This window comes from Phytohabitans rumicis (assembly GCF_011764445.1).
Lineage (GTDB): Bacteria > Actinomycetota > Actinomycetes > Mycobacteriales > Micromonosporaceae > Phytohabitans > Phytohabitans rumicis.
In genome coordinates this window covers 3,768,134-3,787,257 of record NZ_BLPG01000001.1, presented here as the reverse complement: position 1 = coordinate 3,787,257, position 19,124 = coordinate 3,768,134, and the positions used below count along the sequence as shown (strand labels likewise).

The following is a 19,124-nucleotide window of genomic DNA, read 5'->3' as shown; positions in this document are numbered from 1 at the left end:
GGCCTGCGAGTGAGGCGGCCGGGGAGGCTGCCGGCCAGAGCACAGGACCACTGCTTAACAATGGTCTATGTAACCGCAAGGTCCGCCGTCAAGACCCGCCTTGTCCAGTAGCCGACACCCGGTAGCTCCATCTGAAGTGCCAGCGCAGCCCGGACCGTACCCTACGGGTCGCAAGGCCGACGACGGCCGTGCGGGTTTCCACGGGACAACGCAGCGAGCGGCCGATTGGTGGGTGCGTCGGGGTTCCGATCTGCCGTCGGTCGTCTCCTCTGTCAACGGTCAGGACGAAATGGCTCTGGCACGGTCTCGGTGATCGCGAACTGTTGATAGCAGATCATGGCTCGTGTCCATAGTGGAGCTTCTCCTGGTGTTCTTCCCGCGGGCGTTACCGGTCGCGGCCGCGCCTAGCCTCGATCATTCGCGCGTCTGACGCCTCGGGTCTGCCCGTCTGATTTCATCGCTGCTGGTCGATGGGGTTTGCTGGCGGGCAGGTTGAATGGCCGGCTATCGCGTCGGCGGGCGTGGTCTCCTGTGGTCCTCCGGTCGGTGGGCCAGGGGCTGAGCTGGTCAGCCGGGTGCGGGGATCGCCGCGATCCGGTTGAACGCGGCGGTGATCTGGGTGGCCCACGGCCACGTTGATGGGATGCGTAGCCAGCGGCGGCGTTGCCCGCGCACGAGGCGGGCCGCGGTGTGCAGGATCCGGTAGCGCAGCCGTTTGGGCTCGGCGACGGCCAAGTCGCCGTCCAGGCCGATGAGCTGGAGCCAGCAGATGAGGTCGACGGCGACCGCGGCGGCGGTGCACCAGGCTTGGTTGATCGCGAACTCGCGGGAGGGCAGCCGGCGAAGGCCGGTGTCTTTCGCGCAGCGGATGCGGTCTTCGACGCGGGCGTGGGCGCGGTGTCGGGCCTCCAGCCACTGCAGCGCACCGACCTTCGTGCCGGTGATGAACGCGGTGTAGCGCCAGCCGTCGCGTTCCTCGAACAGGGAGAGTTGGGCGCCGGGGTGCGGGCGTTCGCGGCGCACGATCACTCGCATCCCGTCCGGCCAGCCCGTCAAGGCCAGGAGGCCGGTCAGTTCGGCGACCTGCGCGCCGTCCCGGACGCCGCCGTCGGCGTTGATCGCTGGCGCCCACCCGGAGGTGGGGATGCCGGCGATGGCGGCCCGCTCCGGCTCGCCGATCGCCCAGCCGATCGAGTACTGGACGCTGCGGCCCCGCTTGGTGCCTTGCTCGCTCAGCCAGTCCAACACGGCGTGGCTGGCGGCGGCCGAATCGCCGCGGACCAACAGACGCCGCCGATGGGCGGGCGGGATCTGCGCGAACGCCTCCGCCAAGACCTCAAGGTGATCAGTGGCGGTGTTCGCGCCGGCGTTGCCTGGCCGCAGCTTGACGGCGAGCAGTTCGCCGGTGTTGTCGCAGGTGACCAGGATCGGATGGAACCCGAAGCTGTGCTTGTAGGTCGGTGCCGCGCCGTCCTTGTCGCTGTGCGCCAGCACGATCGTCGAGTCGACATCGAGCACGACCACACCCTCACCAATGTCCCGGCCTGCCGCCCGCGCGGCCGGTAGCTGGCCGAGCAGCGCCCAGACGCGGGCGCGGACCTGCGCGCGGGCCTTGCCGATCCGCCGCAACTGGCCGTCGCCGATCTCGTCCAGGGCCCGCCAGCAGGTCGCCGGTGAGGCGACCGGGCCGAACACCTCGCCCTGGTGTCGCAGCACATCGATATCGCAGATCGCCTCGCCACCGTCGGCGATCATCACCGCCAGGTCGACCAGCACCCGACCCCGATCGTGGGCCGGCCACCAACTCCGCCGGGCCAACCCGGCCGATAGCGCCTGTGTCAGGCCGGCCTGATCGGCCAGCATCCGCAACAGCGCTGCGCCGACATGCGACACCACACCCGAACCGTCCGCGGTGACCCGCAGATCTTTCGACCAGGCCGTAAACTGCACTTCGGAAGTGCCTCCCTCGTAGAGAAACCTGTAGATGTCGCAATCACAAGTTTCCCTTGCAGGAGAGGCACTTTCGCTTATCTACACGCCGACCAACGACCCATCTTGACGATCACCGCGAATCACCAAGGCTAGGGCCGCGGTGAGCTGGGTGTGCAGGTTGGGGTTGCTGGCGTGCAGGCGGCGGCCGAGCCATTTTCCCGCCGCCCAGCCACGTCCCGGCGAGGGTGAGGGCGAGCCGGGCGGTGTCGGCGAAGACTTGGACGGCGACGAACGACATCTCGTTCGGGTCCGCGGTACCGTCGAGGTCGTCGAGCAGGTCCGACAGGCCGTCCTGCAGGTCCTCCAACTCCACGACGGTCACAGCCGGTGGGCCGTGTGCCCGTCTTCGCCGGGCGTCGGCCTGTAAGCAGGCGGCGACGCCGTCATGGTCCACCAGAACCACGCTGGTGCTGATCATGGACAGCAGCGGTGACCGGCGGGCCGCGATCTCCCTGGTTAGGAATCGTTCGTATGAGGTCGGGGTCTGCACGAACAGTTCCACCGGCCAGTCCGCGTACCGCAGGGTTTCGCGGAACACCGGTTGGTCGTCGGCGCGGATGACCACGATGTCCAGGTCCGACCTGGGCGTGCGCGCCGCGGTCAGCACGCTGCCGGCCAGGAACGCGCCGACGGCGTTCGGGAGGCGCTCGTCGACCAGTCGCCTTGCGGCATCAACGGGATCCACCCCGTCAGGTTGCCGCACTACATCGAGCGTGGCGACGCCTTTCCTGACGCAACGACCCATGGAGTGGACCCAGGCGCCTCGCCGGGCCGGCCGTCAGAACCGGAAGACGGGCGGGACCAGGAGCCAGCGAAGACACCCCGCCGACCGCCGCCCATATCGAAGAGCAACGGTTTTCCATGTGTGCTCGGATGTGGCAGCAATGGAGATCAGCGCCGTCCGGCGGCCGTCGGTGACGATCAGCGACGACCGGCGCAGAGCAGGATCACGGCGGGCTGTGCGATCGGTTCGTGCTCCGCCGGTCGGCGTTGGGACGGTCGGCGGCCGTCGGCGCTCCCCGGCGCTCGTCAGCAACCGCTGGCAGGTACCCTGGGGAGCCGCGCCCTCGTAGCTCAGGGGATAGAGCAACGGTTTCCTAAACCGTGTGTCGCAAGTTCGAATCTTGCCGGGGGCACCACGCCGCGAGCCGCGGAAGCAGGCGCGCTAAGCAGGCCAGACGCGGGTTTCTGATCTTGGTTGGTTGTCCGGTGGGGTCCGGGCGTGGCGGTGGCATCGGTTGGCTGCGCCGAATAAATGCCTGCGCCCGGCGCCAGTACGACGGGGACGATGACGCTGAGCGGCACCTCGATGGCGTCGGCGCAGGTCGCCGGGGCGGCTGCGCTCGTGCTCTCGACTCACCCGGGATGGTCGCCAGGTCAGGTGCGCGACGCCATTGTTACCAGCGGCATCTCCGGCGCGGTCAAGGATGCCCAGGGTTCGTCCAACCGGCTTCTGCACAGGCGCCATCGGTGCCGGCCGCGCCAACGTCGGCTTCGAGGCGCACGCCAACGGTAGCTACGTAGCGGCGGAGAGTCGCGGGACCAAGCCGCTGATCGCCAACCGTGCGAGGTTGGCCTGTGGGAGCGGTTTGACCCGTTGGATGCAGGCGGCGGGGTACATTGCGCTGAAGCCCAAGGTCAACGGCAAGTACGTCACGGCGGAAACATCGGCCCGTCGCCGTTGATAGCGAATCGTACGGCGGTTGGCGCGTGGGAGAAGTTGACTACGTGGCTCCCGACCCACGGTCAGCGTCCGGGCCAACGCCAACGGTAAGTACGTCACGGCGGAAAACATCGGCCGGTCGCCGTTGATAGCGAATCGCACGGCTGTTGGCCTGTGGGAGAGGTTCGACATCGTTGACAACAGCCTCAGCCCGAACAACCCAACAACCAGTTGAGCAGTACGCGGCCCCTCCTTGTCGACGGCGAAAGGCACAGCTGGACGATCGCGATGAGGGCGGTGCAACCCGACGGGAGCATGCCGTTGTTCGGCACGGTCCAGAACCTGGACGTGGTGGACTGGTCCACGATCACCGCCGAGAGCGGCGGCGCGAAGCCGCTGTATGCCAACCGTTCGACGTAGGCGATCGGCGCGTGGGAGAAGTTCTTCCTCACCGTCGTGGCGTGATGGGGCCGCCGATCAAGGATTTCTCCGCCGATCAAGGGCAAAGGGCCGTGGATCGGAGATCAAAGCACGACCCTTTGTCCTTGATCGGCGGGGACGGCCGCGGGGAGAGTCGCGGGGACGGCGGCCGGGAGAGCCGCGGGGAGAGTCGCGGGGAGAGTCGCGGGGATGGCCGCGAGAGAGGCTGCGGGGGCGGCGGTGGGGAGAGCGGCGGGGGCGGTGGTGGTGGGGGATGAAGAGGTGGTGACTGCGGTGGCGAAGGCGCGGATCAGCGGGTGCAGGTCTGGGGCTAGTTCGGGCTGGAAGAGGGTGGCCAGGAAGAACGGGTGGTCGGGGAGTTCGGCGATGCGGGGTTCGCCTTCTTCGCCATAGCCGGTGAAGTGCACGCCGCCGGCGCGTAGGACGTCGAGGTAGCGCGGGTCCAGGCCGTACGCGCAGAGGTAGCGCTCGATGGTGCGGTTGGTACCGAGCAGGCGTTCGGCGAGGGAGCCGGGCTCGATCAGCACGGCCGCCTCGTGGCCGACCAGGGAGCAGGCGAGCGGCACGATCAGCAGGTCGTCGCCGTCCGGGGCGGTTTCGCCGTGCTGGGCGCCGGTCAGGCCGCAGACGTTGCGGGCGTACTCGATGAGGGCGTGCTGGAAGCCGGCGCAGGTGCCGAGGAACGGGATGCCCCGCTCGCGGGCGGCCCGTACGGCGGTGATGGCGCCGTCCTCGTTGCGGTACGGGCTGCCGGGCAGCAGCCAGATGCCGTCGAAGCCGTCCAGGGCGTCGGCGGAGGTGATGTCTTCGGTGGGGATCCAGTACGCGTCGAGGTCGATCCGGTCGCGCTGGCGGAGCGCGTCGAGGTGGTGCGGGATGCGTACGTGGGAGCGGACGGCGGGGGAGCGGTCTCCGACCAGGGCGAGACGGTTCATGACAACCATCAGACCCGAGAACGTAGTTCAGCGCCAACGATGATTCATGGCTCTCCTATTAGCGATACTGATGGAGTGGATCCGCACCTCCTGCGTACGTTCGTGACCGTTGCCGGCTGCGGCTCCTTCTCGGGCGCGGCCCGTCAGCTCGGCTACACGCAGTCGGCGGTCTCGCAGCACGTCGCCGCGCTCGAAGAGGACCTGGGCGCGACGCTGCTGCACCGCCGGCCGGTGGTGCCCACGGAGGCGGGCGTGCGCCTGCTCGATCATGCCGGCCCGATCCTGCTGCGGCTGGACGCGGCGCGGGCGGACGTCCGGCGCACCGCCGCGGAGGCCGCCGGGCGGCTCATATTCGGTGCCACGCCACTGGCCCTGGCGTACCCGATGAGTCTGGCCGTGGCCCGGCTCCGGCGGTCGATGCCCGGCCTCGACGTGACGCTGCGCGTGGCTGGCCGTGCGGCGGTCGTCACCGGTGTCGCGGCGGGCGAGCTCGACCTCGGCCTGGTCGACGGCGTGGCCGCGCCCACCGATCCGCTGCGGCTGCCGGACGCCGGGGCGTTGACCACGGTACGGGTGGCGGAGGAGCCGTGTGGCGTGTTCCTGCCGGCGGATCATCCGCTGGCCGCGCGGTCCGGCCTGCGGCTGGGTGACCTGGTCGAGGCGCGCTGGATCGACGCGCCGGACGTGGGGGCGCCGCTGGCCGACCTGCGGGCGGCGGCCGGGGTGGACGGCGTGCGCGCCGCGTTCCGGTACGAGGGCACCGATGTCGCGAGCCTCCTCACGCTGGTCGCGGCCGGGCACGGGCTTGCGATCTTGCCGATGCGGACGCACCCCGGTGTCCGCGCGGTGCCGATCGTCGAGCCGCGGCTGGTGCACCGGATCGAGCTGCTGCACGGACACCTGGCCGGGCCGGCGGAAGCGCTGACCAGATCGGTCCGCTCCGGGGCATGATGGTGTCTTCTGGCTCGGACGAAAGGCCGCCAGGATCGAGGTATGAAGAGCGCACTCATCGTCATCGACGTGCAGGAGTCGTTTCCGCGGCGACCGATCTGGCAGGCGGCCAACCACCCGGACATCGTGGACCGGGTGGACCGGCTGGTGGCCGCCGAGCGGGCGGCGGGCGGCCTCGTCGTGTGGGTCCTGCACGCCGAGCCGGGCACGGCCACCGTCTTCGACCCGGCCAGCGGTTACGTCCGGCTGATGGACGGCCTCAAGCCCGACGAGGGTGAGCCGGTCATCACGAAGACCTCCATCAACGCGTTCACCACCACGAACCTCCAGCAGGTGCTGACGACCCGCGGGGTGGGTGAGCTGACCGTGTGCGGCATCAAGACCGAGCAGTGCTGCGAGACCACCACGCGGGTGGCGTCCGATCTGGGGTACGAGGTGACGTTCGCGATCGACGCGACGGCGACCACGCCGATCCCGCACTGGGACGCGCCCGCCGACCGCACGGTCGCCGAGATCCTGGCCGATCCGCGGACCCTCTCGACGGATGACATCGTGAGCCGGACGGCGTACGCGCTGGCGGGCCGGTTCGCCACCGTTCGCACCGTGGCGGAGCTGACCGGATCGTGACCCGGGTCGTCTTCCTGCTGGTGCCGGACGTGCACCTGCTCGACCTCGCCGGGCCGGCCCAGGGGTTCGCCACGGTCGAGGGCTACGAGCTGCACTACGTCGCCGAGCAGGAGGAGATCCCGACCGCGCAGGGTGTGCCGTTGCGGGCCACCACCACATGGCCCGCGCTCGGGCCGGACGACCTGGTCATCGTGCCCGGCTGGCGGTCGCCGCGGCTGGTGGGCACCGGCCGGCTCGACCCGTCGACGCTGCGCCGGCTGGTCGACCACCGCGCGGCCGGGGGCGTGGTGGCCAGCGTCTGTGCGGGCGCGGACGCCCTCGGCCGGGCCGGACTGCTCGACGGGCGGCGCTGCACGACGCACCACGAGCTGCAGGAGCACCTGGCCCGCCGCTACCCGAAGGCGATCGTGGTACGCGACGTGCTCTACGTCGTCGACGACCGGGTGGTGACGTCGGCGGGCATCGCCAGCGGCATCGACCTCGCGCTGCACCTCGTCGCCGTGCGGCACGGGCCGGCGGTGGCCGCCCGGGTCGCGCGGGAGATGGTCGTGTACGCCCGGCGCAACGGTGACGAGCAGCAGGCGAGCGCGATGCTGCGGCACCGGGCCCACCTCAGCGACGTCGTGCACCGGGTGCAGGACGTGATCGACGCGCGGTTCGCCGACCGGCTGTCGCTGGCCGATCTGGCCGCCGCGTCCGGGGTCAGCGAGCGCACCCTGACGCGGCTGTTCGGCCGGGCGACCGGCACGACGCCGCTGCGCTATCAGCAGTTGCTGCGGGCCGAGCGGGCCGAGCACCTGATCGGGCACGGCTCCACGGTGGACGCGGCGGCGCGGGCCGTCGGGTTCCAGGATGCCCGTATGCTTCGGCGGCTCAGAGCGCGACAATGAGCTATGGCTGAGGAGAACTTCACCGACGAAGAGGCTGCCTTCCTGCGCCATGTTCGGTTCGGGGAGCTGCCGAAACGCGTGCTGCCGAGCGAGATGGTGGAGCTAACCGAGACCGAGCCGCGCCAGGACTGGCCGGACTCCGTCGTCGACCGCCGCAGCTGGGACGGAGCTACCGGCTGAGGACCCTGCGGCGCAGGCGGGTCGCGACGAAGTAGCCGACGGCGAGCACGACGGCGACGATGACCACCTTCTGCAGGACGCCCGCGTACGCCTCGACGCGCTCCCAGTTCTCGCCGAGGAAGTATCCGGCGAGGATGAACACGGTGTTCCAGATCAGGCTGCCCACCGCGGTCAGCGACAGGAACGTCGGCAGCGGCATCCGTTCGATGCCCGCCGGGACCGAGATCAGGCTCCGGAAGATAGGGATCATCCGCCCGAAGAACACGGCTTTGGTGCCATGCCGGGCAAACCACGCCTCGGTCCGGTCGACGTCGGACAGCTTCACCAGCGGGAGGCGGGCCGCTATCGCGCGGGTGCGGTCGCGCCCCAGCAGCGCGCCGACGTAGTACAGGGCGGCCGCGCCGGCGACCGAGCCGAGCGTGGTCCAGAAGATCGCGGCGAAGAGGCTCATCTCACCCTGGCTGGCCGTGAAGCCGGCCAGTGGCAAGATCACCTCGCTGGGTAGCGGCGGGAACAGGTTTTCCAGGGCGACCGCCAGGCCGGCTCCCGGGGCACCCAGGGTGTCCATAAGGTCGGTGGCCCACATGTCCGCCACGCTAGGAACCTTGCCTGTGTGGTTACTGAGAGGCGGCTGTCGTCACGCTTCGGGTGCCGCCGAAGCGTCCGCCCGGATGATGAGAGCTATGACACCTCCCCTGGCCAGGCTCGCCGGGCTGCTGGCCGACGGCACCCGGGCGCGCTTCTGCCTGGCCCTGCTGGACGGCCGGGCGTGGACCGCCAGCGAGCTGGCCCGGCACGCGGGCGTCGCCGTGTCCACCGCCAGCGAGCACCTCAGCAAGCTCGTCGCCGCCGGCCTGCTCGCGGAGGAACACCAGGGCCGGCACCGCTACGTCCGCCTGGCCACGCCGCGGGTGGCCGAGCTCATCGAGGACATGGCCGGGTACGCGGGGCCGCCGCCACCCGTACGGTCGCTGCGCGCCGCCACCGCGACCGAGGCGATGGCCCGCGCCCGCACCTGCTACGACCACCTGGCCGGGCAGCTCGGCGTACGGATCACCGACGCGATGGTGACGCGCGGGTACCTGGTGACCGGCAGCGGCTTCGCGCTGACCGACAGTGGGCTGGCGTGGTTGTCGTCGCTCGGCGTGGTCCTGCCCAACGCCGGGCGGCGGCCGCTCGTACGCGCCTGCCTCGACTGGACCGAACGCCGCCCGCACCTCGCCGGCGCGGCCGGGGCGGCCCTGTGCCGGCGGCTGCACGAGCAGGGCTGGCTGGTACGCATCGGCAGCCAGCGAGCGGTGCGCGTCACGCCGGCGGGCGAGGAGGCCCTGCGCGACGAGCTGGGCATCTACGATTAGCTGCGATGAAGCTGAAGCTGGACCTGCACGACATCTTCAACCGCGGCCACGACATCGATCGTGCGTTGCGCGGGATCATCGACGATGCGGTCGCGAAGAAGGCAACCCTCGTGGAGATCATTCCGGGCAAGGGTTCCGGCCAGCTCAAGAAGCGCGTCCTGCGCTTTCTGGACCAGAAAGAGATCAAGGCCCTGTATCACCGGGTCGAGAAGGACTCGAATAACTTCGGTCGCGTGTTCGTCCACTTCCGCTGGAAATAACTTCTTCTTGATCGATGGGGTCGGGGAATCGGTCCATTGACATGCGCGAAACACGTTGACAACATTGGGAGCGCTCCCATAAGCCGATGACCCATCCATCGGAAGGAACACTGTGACCAGACCACTTGGGCGGCTCGCGATAGCCGCAGCGGCCTCGTTGCTCGCCACCGGTCTGACCGCCTCCACCGCGTACGCGGAGGGGCCCGAGCAGATCGTCAACGGCACGTTCGACAACGGCCATGCCCCCTGGTGGGGCACCGGCAACATCACCCTCGACTCCAGCAGCGGCCAGCTTTGCGCCGACATCCCCGGCGGCACCGTCAACCCGTGGGACGTGATCATCGGGCTGGACAACATCCCGCTGGTCAACGGCGAGACGTACGCCTACAAGTTCTTCGCCACCGCCACCCCGGCCAAGGTGGGCAAGGCGCTGATCCAGCTTCCCGTCGACCCGTGGACGCAGTTCTTCTCGGCCAACCCCGAGCTGAGCGTCTCCGGCAACGACTACACGTACACCTTCACCGCCTCCGCCGACCTGCCCAACGCGCAGGTCGCGTTCCAGATCGGCGGCAGCGTGGATCCGTGGCGCTTCTGCCTCGACAACGTCTCGCTGACCGGCGGCGCGGTCGCCGAGCCGTACGTGCCGGACACCGGTCCGCGCGTCCGGGTCAACCAGGTGGGCTACCTGCCCAAGGGCCCGAAGAACGCGACCATCGTCACCGAGGCCACCGCCGCCCTTCCGTGGCAGCTCAAGAACGCCGCCGGCAGGGTGGTCGCATCCGGCCAGACCGCGCCGCGCGGCGTCGACGCCTCCTCCGGCCAGAACGTGCACAGCGTCGACTTCAGCCGCTACACCAAGCCGGGTACGGGCTACACGCTCGTCGCCGACGGGGAGACGAGCCGGCCGTTCGACATCGACGCGGCCTTCTGGCAGCGCCTGCGCATCGACGCGCTCAAGATGTACTACACCCAGCGCAGCGGCATCGAGATCCAGGACAGCCTCCGGCCGGGGTACGGCCGTCCGGCCGGCCACGTCGGCGTCGCGCCCAACCAGGGCGACACCAACGTGCCGTGCCAGCCGGGAGTGTGTGACTACACCCTGGACGTCTCCGGCGGCTGGTACGACGCCGGCGACCACGGCAAGTACGTCGTGAACGGCGGCATCTCGGTCTACCAGCTGATGAGCGAGTACGAGCGGTCCGAGCAGCCGTGGAAGCTGCGGGACGGCACGCTGGCCCTGCCGGAGAGCGGCAACCGGGTGCCGGACATCCTCGACGAGGCGCGCTGGGAGCAGGAGTTCCTGCTGAGCATGCAGGTGCCGGCCGGCAAGCCGTTCGCGGGCATGGCGCACCACAAGGTCCACGACGAGTCGTGGACCGGCCTGCCGCTGCTTCCGCACGTCGACGACAAGAAGCGCGAGCTGCACCCGGTGTCGACGGCGGCGACGCTCAACCTGGCCGCCACGGCGGCGCAGGCGGCCCGCGTCTTCTGGCCGTACGACAAGGCGTTCGCGAAGAGCAACCTGGCCGCCGCCAAGGCCGCCTGGGCCGCCGCGAAGGCGAACCCGGACCGTCTCGCCGACCCGGCCGACGGCAACGGTGGCGGCACGTACAGCGACGCCGACGTCAGCGACGAGTTCTACTGGGCGGCCGCCGAGCTGTACATCACCACGGGTGGCAAGGAGTTCAAGGACTTCGTGCTCGCCTCGCCGCACCACACGGCCGACATCTGGCGCGAGCGCGGCTTCGACTGGGCCAGCACCGCCCAGCTGGGCCGGCTCGACCTGGCCATGCTGCCCAACAACCTGCCGGACCGGCACCGGGTGCGTAAGTCGGTCGTCGCGGGCGCCGACAAGTACCTGGCGACCCTCGACGCCCACCCGTACGGCGTCCCGTACGCGCCGAGCGACAACGTGTACGACTGGGGCTCCAACAACCTGGTCATCAACAACCTGGTGGTGGTCGCGACGGCGTACGACCTGACTGGCAAGGACAAGTACCGGGACGGCGTGCTGGAGGGGATGGACTACATCTTCGGCCGCAACGCGCTCAACCAGTCCTACGTGACCGGCTACGGCGAGGTCGCGTCGAAGAACCAGCACAGCCGCTGGTACGCCCACCAGCTCAACGCCGACCTGCCCAACCCGCCGGCCGGCACGCTCGCCGGTGGCCCGAACTCGTCGATCCAGGACCCGGTCGCCCAGCAGAAGCTGCGCGGGTGCGCTCCGCAGTTCTGCTACCTCGACGACATCGAGTCCTGGTCCACCAACGAGCTCACCATCAACTGGAACGCCCCCCTCTCCTGGATAGCGGAGTGGGTGGCCGAACGAGCCTGAGGAGTTAGGAAGGGCCCCTGCTATGCAAAAAGCGCTAACAGGGGGCCCTTCCTTGCACCTCACACGGTGAGGGTGCGGGCGACAGCCAGCAGCTCGCTCGTGTGGCTTCCGGCCACGCCCACCGGAGGTGGGCGTGGCCGGAAGCCGGGTACGCCGGCCAGGCCGTCGCTGCCGTCCATCACGCGCAGCGAAACGGGACCGCCCGACGGGCGGAGGACCAGTTCCACCTCCACGCCGGAAGGGGGTGGGGCGTGGAAGACCGTGCCGAACGACCAGCGCTCGCCCTCCCGGCCCACCGGCGCTGGCTGACCGGCCACCCGGGCCGACTCGACGGTCGCGGTCGCCGCGTCCACGTGTAGCGACACGAGCCGCACCGGGCGCTGTGGCCGCAACCGCAAGCGGAGTACCCGTTTATCGCCCACAGTGGAGTCCGACAAAACGTCCACTGTGGGCGCCGGCAGGGACGCCGCCTCTGCCGGGCCGGTCAGGAACGGGTCCGGCCCGAGACCCGGGAAGTCCTCCAGGACGGAGCGGGTGGACGAGACGTACGACGAGGTCCACTCCTGGCGGGTGCTCTCCTCACTGAGCCACCGTGCCTGCCCGGTGCCGGCGTCCAGGGCGTACATGAGCTGGGTGGGGGACGGATGCGTCGCGTCGAAGCCGTCCACCGCCAGGCCCACGCCGGTCAGCGCCACCGCCGCCAGGCCGCCGGCCAGCGCCGGGTACGCCGCCCGCCGCCGGGCCAGCATCGCGACCATCGCCCGCTGCCCGCCGGCCTCGGCGAAGAGCAGGTCGAGTACGGGCAGCGCGGCGAGCCCGAGCAGCACGGCGAAGAACGCGGCCACCCCGCCCATCGCCATGCCCAGCGCGGGGAAGAGCAGCGCCACCGTGGGCACCAGGATGACCACGCTCACCGCCGCCCCGAACCACAGCGCGAGCAGCCCGAAGCGAAGGGCCAGCAGCCCGAAGAGCGCACCCGCGAGCGCCGGCACCGCCGCGAGGTAAGACCCGCCGGGCGCCGCGGCGGCCAGCGCCAGCCCGAGCACGGCCAGCCAGCCGAGCCCGCCGATCGCCAGCGCGGCCGGGCCGAGGCGGCGGCGCGTCAGGGCGTACCAGCCGAACAGGACCGCGGCGGCGAGCGACAGGACCGCGAGCCGGAACCACAGTGGACGGTAGGGGTCGTCGAGCACGGCGTAGCCGGGCCGCAGCGTGACCAGCCCGGCCCACAGCAGTTGGGCGAGCACCGGGGCGACCAGGATCGGCACGAGCGCCAGCCCGAATCCGCCGGCGACGCGCGGCCACGTCGTACGCCCGTGGCGCCGGGTCAGCCAGGCGAGCGCGCCGACCGCGGCCAACGCGAGCACCGCCAGCGGCCATGTCAGCCAGCCCGGGTAGCGGACCAGGCCGCCCGGCACCGGGAAGTACGTCGCGTCGCCACCGGCGTCCACAGTGGTCAGATCGAGGCCGCCGAACTCGCGCGCCAGCCCCAGCGCGTTGTCTCCGTGCTGCTGCAGGCTGGCCCGGTTCATGCTGGCCGGGGTGTCCAGCGGCGTGTGGTAGACGGCGGCGCCGTCGACGTACGCGGCGTTGAGGCCGGTGAAACCCTTGTCGAGGAACGCGGTGAAGTCGGTGTCGTTGGGCAGCAGGCGGTACACCTCGACGGCGAACGACGTGCCCACCGGATGCGGCGCCGCCCGGGCGAACGCGGCCACCAGGTCGGCGTTGCGGCGCGACGTCTCGAACATGATGACCGGCCCCGAGCTGCCCCGCGCCTCCAGGTTGAGCACCACGCCGCCGTCGCCGGCGAGCGGGTGCGACGCGGCGAACGCGGACGCGCCGCACAGGCACGCCTCTTCGGCGTCGGTGAGCACGAGCACCACGTCGTTGCGGGGGCGGGGCCGCTGGTCAACGCCCGCGCGACCTCCAGGATCGCGGCGACGCCGGCGCCGTCGTCGTTGCCGCCGGGGCCCACCTGGACCGAGTCGTAGTGCGCGACAAGGAAGACCCGGCCGGTCGAGGCCGTTCCGGGCAGGCGGGCCAGCACGTTGCGTACCCGGGCAAATGTCGCACCGGCCTCGCCGCCGGACAGCTGACCGGCCTCCGCCCCGACCGTGTCCTGCACCGACGTTTCCAGGCCGAGGCCCCGGAGCGTACTCAGGATGTGCTCTCGGTTGCGGTCGTTGGCCGCACTGCCGGCGACGTGCGGCTGCGCGCCCAGGGCCTGGACGTGCGCGTAGGCGCGCGTCGCGCTGAACGACCCGGCCGGCGCGTCCGCGCCGCGCGGCGCCGGTGGGCGCAGATCGAGCAGCACGGCGGCGCCGACGGCGACGAGCGCCGCCAGCGCGGCGGCGGCAGCCCACCCGCGGCGAGCAGGCCGCGCCAGCGCCCGGTCCGCCGGTTGCTCCAGGGGTACGGTCATGGCTGACATCATGCTGCCGGGGTACGTCTCGCGGGTGGGTCACCTTGTGCCCTAGCGTGTGCGCATGGCTCTCGCCTGTCCACCCGCACCGCGCCCCTCCGGGGTGTGGCGATGAGCGTCGTGCCGCCGCGCGCCTACCCGTACGGCGGGGTCAACCCGGGCGCCGGGATGCCCCACGGCGAACGCCTGCGCGTCCTGCTGGTGGAAGACGACGAGGCGGACGCGTTCCTGGTCGGTGAGCTGCTGGCCGAGGCGGACGCCCGGGTCGACCTGGTGGTCGCGGCGAGCCTGACCGAGGCGCGGCAACGGATGACCGGCGTCGACTGCGTCCTGCTCGACCTCGGGCTGCCCGACGCGCAGGGACTGGACGGGCTGCGGCAGGTGCTCGCGATGGCCGGGCCGGCCGCGGTGTGCGTGCTCACCGGGCGCCAGGACGAGCCGCTGGGCGTCGGCGCGGTCGCCGAGGGCGCCCAGGACTACCTGCTCAAGGGTCAGGTCGACGGGGTGCTGCTGACCCGCGCGCTGCGCTATGCGGTCGAGCGCAAGCGCGCCGACGACAACGCCCGGCGGCTGCGTGAGGTGGAGCTGCGCCAGGCCGAGTCGGCCCGGCTGGAGCGCGGCCTGCTGCCACAGCCGCTGATGACCACCGACGAGGTGCGGATGCACCCGTTCTACCGGCCGGGCCGGCACGCGGCCGTGATCGGTGGCGACTTCTACGACGTGGTGCAGAGCGATCACCGGCTGCACCTGATCGTCGGCGACGTCTGCGGGCACGGGGCCGACGAGGCGGCGCTGGGCGTCGAACTGCGCGTGGCCTGGCGGGCGCTGATCCTGGCCGGGGTGCCCGACGAGGCCGTACTGCCGGCGCTGGAACAGGTGCTGATGAGCGAGCGGCGGGCTCGCGAGATCTTCGCGACGGTGGCGGCGGTGACCCTCGACCTGGGCGCCAACCGGGCCACCGTGCGGCTGGCTGGGCACCCGCCCCCGCTGCTCCTCTGCGGCGGTAAGGTCGCGCCCGTGCCCGCTCCGAACGGGCGGCTGCTCGGCGTGCGGCCGCGGCCACCGCGGGCGTTCGACCTGAAGTTCGAGGGCGGGGACTGGTCGCTGTTGATGTACACGGACGGGCTCATCGAGGGAAAGGTAGGCCGCGGCACCGAGCGGCTCGACGTACCCGGGCTGTGCGCGCTGCTGGAGGAGCCGCAGGCGCGGGACGCCCCGCTGCCGTCGCTGCCGCAGTGGCTGGTCGGCCGCGCCGAAGAGGCGAACGGGGGACCGCTGGCCGACGACGTCGCGATGCTGCTGGTCACGAAGGGTGATGGCCGGTGAAGGGGCCCTGGACGTTGCGCAAGCGGGTCACCGCGCTCTGTGTGGTGATCGGCGGGCTGCTGGGCCTGCTGGCCGTGGTCGCGGCGGGTACGGGGGCGGCCACCCGCTCCCAGCTCGACACGCTCGCCAACCAGGCCACCCCGCTGCGGGCCGACTCCGAGCAGCTCCTCACCCGGCTGGTCGACCAGGAGACCGCCGTACGCGGTTTCGCGGTCACCGGCGACCCGGCCGAGCTGACGCCGTACACCGTCGGGGTGGAGGCCGAGCAGGAGTTGCTCAACCACATGTCCGTGCTGGCGGGCGAGGAATCCGGCCTCCAGACGAAGCTGCGTGCGGTCTCGGAGCTGGCCGCGAGCTGGCGGCGCGACGTGGCCGAGCCGGTGATCGCCACGGTGCGTTCCGACGGCACGACCGCCGGGCAGGGGCTGATCAACGCGGTCTCCCGGCAGCGGTTCGACGCGGTGCGGCAGGCCGTCGGGGCGTTGCAGGACGAGATCCAGGTGTTCCGGCAGGAGGCCGCCGACCAGGCCCGGACCAGCAGCAACGTGCTTGTGGCGCTGCTCATCGCGGCCACCGTCATCGTCGTGCTCGGCGGGATCGCGCTGCTGGTGTCGCTGCGCCGGTTGGTGATCGGTCCGGTCACCACCCTGGCGGAGCAGGTCCGCCTGGTCTCCCGCGGCGAGTACGAGCACGACATCGACAGCGGCGGGCCGCCCGAGCTGGCCGCCTTGGCCCGGGACGTGGACGCCATGCGCCGGCAGATCGCCGCCGACCTGGCCGAGGTGCGCGCCGCCCGGGAACGCGTCGAGTGGGTCAACAACCAGCTCCAGGCGCAGACCGAGGAGCTGATGCGGTCCAACCGTGACCTGGAGCAGTTCGCGTACGTGGCCTCGCACGACCTGCAGGAGCCGCTGCGCAAGGTGGCCAGCTTCTGCCAGCTCCTGCAGCGCCGGTACGCCGGCCAGCTGGACGAGCGCGCGGACCAGTACATCGCGTTCGCGGTCGATGGGGCCCAGCGGATGCAGCGGCTGATCAACGACCTGCTGGCGTTCTCCCGGATCGGCCGGGCGACCAGCGGCTTCGTCGACGTCGACCTGGACGCCGTGATGACCGACGTGGCCGGCCAGACCGACGCCGCCCGCCGGTACGCCTCGGGCGAGGTGACCTGGACCGGCCTGCCCACCGTGCTGGGCGAGGAGGCGCTGCTCACCACCCTGCTGGCCAACCTGGTGGGCAACTCGCTGAAGTTCCGTCACCCCAAGCGGCCGCCGCGGGTGAGCATCTCGGCGCGTAAAGACGGCGACGAGTGGGAAATCAGCTGCGTGGACAACGGCATTGGAGTCGAGGCGGAGTTCTCCGACAAGATCTTCGTGATCTTCCAGCGGCTGCACGCGAAGGACGCCTACCCGGGTACCGGGATCGGCCTCGCGATCGCGAAGAAGATCGTCGAATACCATGGCGGTCGGATCTGGGTGGATCCGGACGTCAGCGAAGGCACGACGATCCGGTTTACGCTTCCGGTGGCCGCTGCCTTGGTGGCCGAGCCGGACCGACAGGACGAGGTGACCGCGTCATGACCAGCCCTATTGAGGTGTTGCTGGTCGAAGACGATCCCGGCGACGTGCTCATGACGCAGGAGGCGTTCGAGGAGCACAAGCTGCACAACCGGCTCACCGTCGTGCCCGACGGCGACGAGGCGCTGGCCTACCTGCGCCGCGAGGGCCGGTACGCGGACGCGGTCACGCCCGACCTGATCCTGCTCGACCTCAACCTGCCGCGGCGGGACGGGCGCGAGGTGCTCGCCGAGATCAAGGAAGACGACCGGCTCGGGACGATCCCGGTCGTGGTGCTCACCACATCCCAGGCCGATGAGGACATCCTGCGCAGCTACCAGCTGCACGCCAACGCGTACGTGACCAAGCCGGTCGACTTCGACCGGTTCATCGCGGTGGTCCGGCAGATAGACGAGTTCTTCGTCAGCGTGGTGAAGCTGCCGCCTCGTGGCTGACCTGATCGAATCGGTGGGGCAGCTCCTCCGCGAGGCAGCCGCCACTGTCGTGCTGCCGTCGTTTCAGCATCTGGCCGAGGACGAGGTCGAAGAGAAGGCCCCGGGGAGCTGGTTACGGTCGCCGACCGCCGGGCCGAGGAGGTCATCGCGGCGGGCCTGCGCGCGCTGCTGCCGGACTCGGTGGTCGTGGGCGAGGAGGGCGTCGCCGCCGACCCGAGCATCCTCGGTCGGCTGCACGACGCCGGGCCGGTGTGGATCGTGGATCCGATCGACGGCACCGGCAACTTCGCCGCGGGTAAGGGGCCGTTCGCGGTGATGGCCGCGCTGATCCGCGACGGCGCGCCGGTGGCCGCCTGGATCCTGGACCCGCTCACCGACAGCATCGCGGTCGCCGAGGCCGGCTCCGGGGCGTACGTCGACGGGGTGCGGGCCGCCTTTCCCGGCAACGGGCTGGGCACCGACGAGCTGCGCGGAGCGGCGATGACCCGCTTCCTGCCGCCGCCGCTGCGGGCCGCCGTACGCCGGGGCACGCCGACGCTTTCGGAAGTGCTGCCCGGTCAGCACTGCGCCGGCAAGGAGTACGTCGACCTGGTCACCGGCCGGCAGCACTTCGTGCTCTTCTGGCGCACCCTGCCGTGGGACCACGTCCCGGGCGTACTGCTCGCCCAGGAGACCGGCGGGGTGGCCCGGCGGCTGGACGGCGGCGCGTACGACCCGACCGACGACCGCCGCGGGCTGCTGGTGGCCGCCAACGACGCGATCTGGGTGCAGGTGCACGACGCCCTCCTACCTGACGGCGTCCGCTGACCATTGAGTGCCGATTACCTCTAGCAGCTTCAGCCCTTCGGCCGAGCGGCTGCCCGGGGCGGCGCTGTAGATGATCAGGCGCTGGCCGTGGCCGGCGATCTCCAGCGACTCGCACTCCAGCGTCAGCTCACCCACCACCGGGTGGTTGATGTGCTTGATGACCGAGCCCTTGCGGGTGCACACCCGCATCCGGTCCCAGCGCCGGACGAACTCCGGGCTGGCCGCGCGCAGCCGGGCGATGAGCTCCTGGATCCGCGCGTCCTCCGGGTACTGGGCCGCGGCGGCGCGCAGCTCGGCCACGCACTCGTCGGCGAACGCGGACGTGTGCGGGTCGGCCAGCGCGACGGTCGACACCTCGGTGCCGAACATGTTCCAGATCATGTTGCGCCGGCCGGGCGGCCACGTGGTCGGGTCGCCCAGCAGTGCGGCGGCCATCGGGTTCCAGGCCAGCAGCTCGTACGTGACGTCGATCACGAAGGCGGGCGTGTCGTCCAGCCGGTCGAGCAGGTGCAGCACCGTGGCGGGCACGTCGTGGCTCGGGCCGGCGGGATGGGCGGGCACCTCGCCGACCAGGTGGTACAGGTGGGCGCGCTCGGCGTCGTACAGCCGCAGGGCCCGGGCCAGCGCCGACAGCACCTGGCGCGACGGGCGCGGCCCGCGCGCCTGCTCCAGCCGGGCGTAGTAGTCGACCGAGATGCCCGCGAGCCGGGCGACCTCCTCGCGCCGCAGGCCGGGCGTGCGGCGGCGGGTGCCGGCGGCCAGCCCGACATCCTCGGGCCGCACCCGGGAACGGCGGTCGCGCAGGAAGTCGGCGAGCTGGCGGCGGTCCATGCCGTCCATCATCGCCGCGGTCCTCGACGGCAACCAGGGACCGCCAGTCCGTGGTTAAGCCGGTCTCTCCTCACCGCGGCGATTCCGCCGCAGGCTCCATC

At 71.2% G+C, this 19,124-nt stretch carries 18 protein-coding genes, 1 tRNA gene and 2 pseudogenes; 14 read left to right on the top strand and 7 right to left on the bottom strand.

Features of this window, described 5'->3' with window-relative positions; genetic code table 11:
- Positions 1 to 567: 567 nt before the first annotated feature.
- Both Prum_RS16750 and Prum_RS16745 read right to left on the bottom strand, forming a co-directional pair.
- Positions 568 to 1,950, bottom strand: coding sequence for an IS1380 family transposase (locus Prum_RS16750; protein ID WP_173077402.1), 1,383 nt, complete (start codon positions 1,948 to 1,950; stop codon positions 568 to 570).
- Between the two features lie 112 nt (positions 1,951 to 2,062).
- Positions 2,063 to 2,677: a nucleotidyltransferase domain-containing protein gene (locus Prum_RS16745; protein WP_173077401.1), complete on the bottom strand. Its 615-nt coding sequence runs from the start codon at positions 2,675 to 2,677 to the stop codon at positions 2,063 to 2,065.
- A 378-nt stretch (positions 2,678 to 3,055) separates the two neighbouring features.
- On the opposite strand from Prum_RS16745, the gene Prum_RS16740 reads away from it, so the two are divergent.
- Together Prum_RS16740 and Prum_RS55065 are read left to right on the top strand one after the other, a co-directional pair.
- Positions 3,056 to 3,131: transfer RNA gene (locus Prum_RS16740), tRNA-Arg, on the top strand.
- Between the two features lie 116 nt (positions 3,132 to 3,247).
- Positions 3,248 to 3,508: a S8 family serine peptidase gene (locus tag Prum_RS55065; protein WP_173077400.1), complete on the top strand. Its 261-nt coding sequence runs from the start codon at positions 3,248 to 3,250 to the stop codon at positions 3,506 to 3,508.
- Between the two features lie 353 nt (positions 3,509 to 3,861).
- Here the strand turns inward: Prum_RS55065 and Prum_RS16730 are convergent, their stop codons facing one another.
- A complete protein-coding gene (locus tag Prum_RS16730) occupies positions 3,862 to 4,107 on the bottom strand; it encodes a hypothetical protein (RefSeq protein WP_173077399.1) in 246 nt (81 codons plus the stop codon).
- 72 nt (positions 4,108 to 4,179) lie between these two features.
- Positions 4,180 to 5,031, bottom strand: coding sequence for a CTP synthase C-terminal region-related (seleno)protein (locus tag Prum_RS16725; RefSeq protein WP_173077398.1), 852 nt, complete (start codon positions 5,029 to 5,031; stop codon positions 4,180 to 4,182).
- A 75-nt stretch (positions 5,032 to 5,106) separates the two neighbouring features.
- Between Prum_RS16725 and Prum_RS53840 the strand changes: the two genes are divergently transcribed.
- Genes Prum_RS53840 through Prum_RS16705 form a run of 4 tightly spaced genes read left to right on the top strand, consistent with a single transcriptional unit; the run spans position 5,107 to position 7,679 of the window.
- On the top strand, positions 5,107 to 5,982 hold the full coding sequence (locus Prum_RS53840; RefSeq protein WP_281368926.1) for a LysR family transcriptional regulator: 876 nt from the start codon (positions 5,107 to 5,109) through the stop codon (positions 5,980 to 5,982).
- Positions 5,983 to 6,024: 42 nt separating this feature from the next.
- Entirely contained in the window at positions 6,025 to 6,609 is a 585-nt protein-coding gene (locus tag Prum_RS16715) for an isochorismatase family protein (protein WP_173077396.1), read from the top strand.
- Positions 6,606 to 7,499: a GlxA family transcriptional regulator gene (locus Prum_RS16710; protein WP_173077395.1), complete on the top strand. Its 894-nt coding sequence runs from the start codon at positions 6,606 to 6,608 to the stop codon at positions 7,497 to 7,499. Before Prum_RS16715 ends, Prum_RS16710 begins: the two co-directional genes overlap by 4 nt.
- A gap of 3 nt (positions 7,500 to 7,502) precedes the next feature.
- Entirely contained in the window at positions 7,503 to 7,679 is a 177-nt protein-coding gene (locus tag Prum_RS16705) for a hypothetical protein (protein WP_173077394.1), read from the top strand.
- Here the strand turns inward: Prum_RS16705 and Prum_RS16700 are convergent.
- On the bottom strand, positions 7,669 to 8,265 hold the full coding sequence (locus Prum_RS16700; RefSeq protein WP_173083810.1) for a DedA family protein: 597 nt from the start codon (positions 8,263 to 8,265) through the stop codon (positions 7,669 to 7,671). The genes Prum_RS16705 and Prum_RS16700 overlap by 11 nt on opposite strands.
- A gap of 88 nt (positions 8,266 to 8,353) precedes the next feature.
- Here Prum_RS16700 and Prum_RS16695 point away from each other — a divergent pair, with 88 nt between their 5' ends.
- The 3 genes from Prum_RS16695 to Prum_RS16685 all read left to right on the top strand — a co-directional run bounded on the left by Prum_RS16695 (position 8,354) and on the right by Prum_RS16685 (position 11,632).
- A complete protein-coding gene (locus tag Prum_RS16695) occupies positions 8,354 to 9,037 on the top strand; it encodes an ArsR/SmtB family transcription factor (RefSeq protein ID WP_371871237.1) in 684 nt (227 codons plus the stop codon).
- Between the two features lie 5 nt (positions 9,038 to 9,042).
- Entirely contained in the window at positions 9,043 to 9,297 is a 255-nt protein-coding gene (locus Prum_RS16690) for a Smr/MutS family protein (RefSeq protein ID WP_173077392.1), read from the top strand.
- Between the two features lie 112 nt (positions 9,298 to 9,409).
- A complete protein-coding gene (locus tag Prum_RS16685; RefSeq protein ID WP_218577262.1) occupies positions 9,410 to 11,632 on the top strand; it encodes a glycoside hydrolase family 9 protein in 2,223 nt (740 codons plus the stop codon).
- Between the two features lie 59 nt (positions 11,633 to 11,691).
- On the opposite strand, the pseudogene Prum_RS16680 reads toward Prum_RS16685, so the two are convergent.
- A pseudogene (locus tag Prum_RS16680) lies at positions 11,692 to 13,676 on the bottom strand (M28 family peptidase).
- Here Prum_RS16680 and Prum_RS55060 point away from each other — a divergent pair.
- The 5 genes and pseudogenes from Prum_RS55060 to Prum_RS16660 all read left to right on the top strand — a co-directional run bounded on the left by Prum_RS55060 (position 13,620) and on the right by Prum_RS16660 (position 18,192).
- On the top strand, positions 13,620 to 14,057 hold the full coding sequence (locus Prum_RS55060; protein ID WP_371871422.1) for a hypothetical protein: 438 nt from the start codon (positions 13,620 to 13,622) through the stop codon (positions 14,055 to 14,057). The pseudogene Prum_RS16680 and the gene Prum_RS55060 overlap by 57 nt on opposite strands.
- A gap of 105 nt (positions 14,058 to 14,162) precedes the next feature.
- A complete protein-coding gene (locus tag Prum_RS16675) occupies positions 14,163 to 15,377 on the top strand; it encodes a PP2C family protein-serine/threonine phosphatase (RefSeq protein ID WP_173077391.1) in 1,215 nt (404 codons plus the stop codon).
- A complete protein-coding gene (locus Prum_RS16670) occupies positions 15,374 to 16,954 on the top strand; it encodes a sensor histidine kinase (RefSeq protein ID WP_173077390.1) in 1,581 nt (526 codons plus the stop codon). Before Prum_RS16675 ends, Prum_RS16670 begins: the two co-directional genes overlap by 4 nt.
- Positions 16,951 to 17,385 carry a response regulator gene (locus tag Prum_RS16665; protein WP_173077389.1) on the top strand — a complete coding sequence of 145 codons (435 nt, stop codon included), beginning with the start codon at positions 16,951 to 16,953 and terminating at the stop codon, positions 17,383 to 17,385. The genes Prum_RS16670 and Prum_RS16665 overlap by 4 nt, the downstream gene beginning before the upstream one ends.
- Positions 17,378 to 18,192, top strand: a pseudogene (locus Prum_RS16660) (inositol monophosphatase family protein). Before Prum_RS16665 ends, Prum_RS16660 begins: the two are co-directional and overlap by 8 nt.
- On the opposite strand, the gene Prum_RS16655 reads toward Prum_RS16660, so the two are convergent.
- Positions 18,172 to 19,035, bottom strand: coding sequence for a helix-turn-helix transcriptional regulator (locus Prum_RS16655; RefSeq protein WP_246277930.1), 864 nt, complete (start codon positions 19,033 to 19,035; stop codon positions 18,172 to 18,174). The pseudogene Prum_RS16660 and the gene Prum_RS16655 overlap by 21 nt on opposite strands.
- Positions 19,036 to 19,124: the final 89 nt, after the last annotated feature.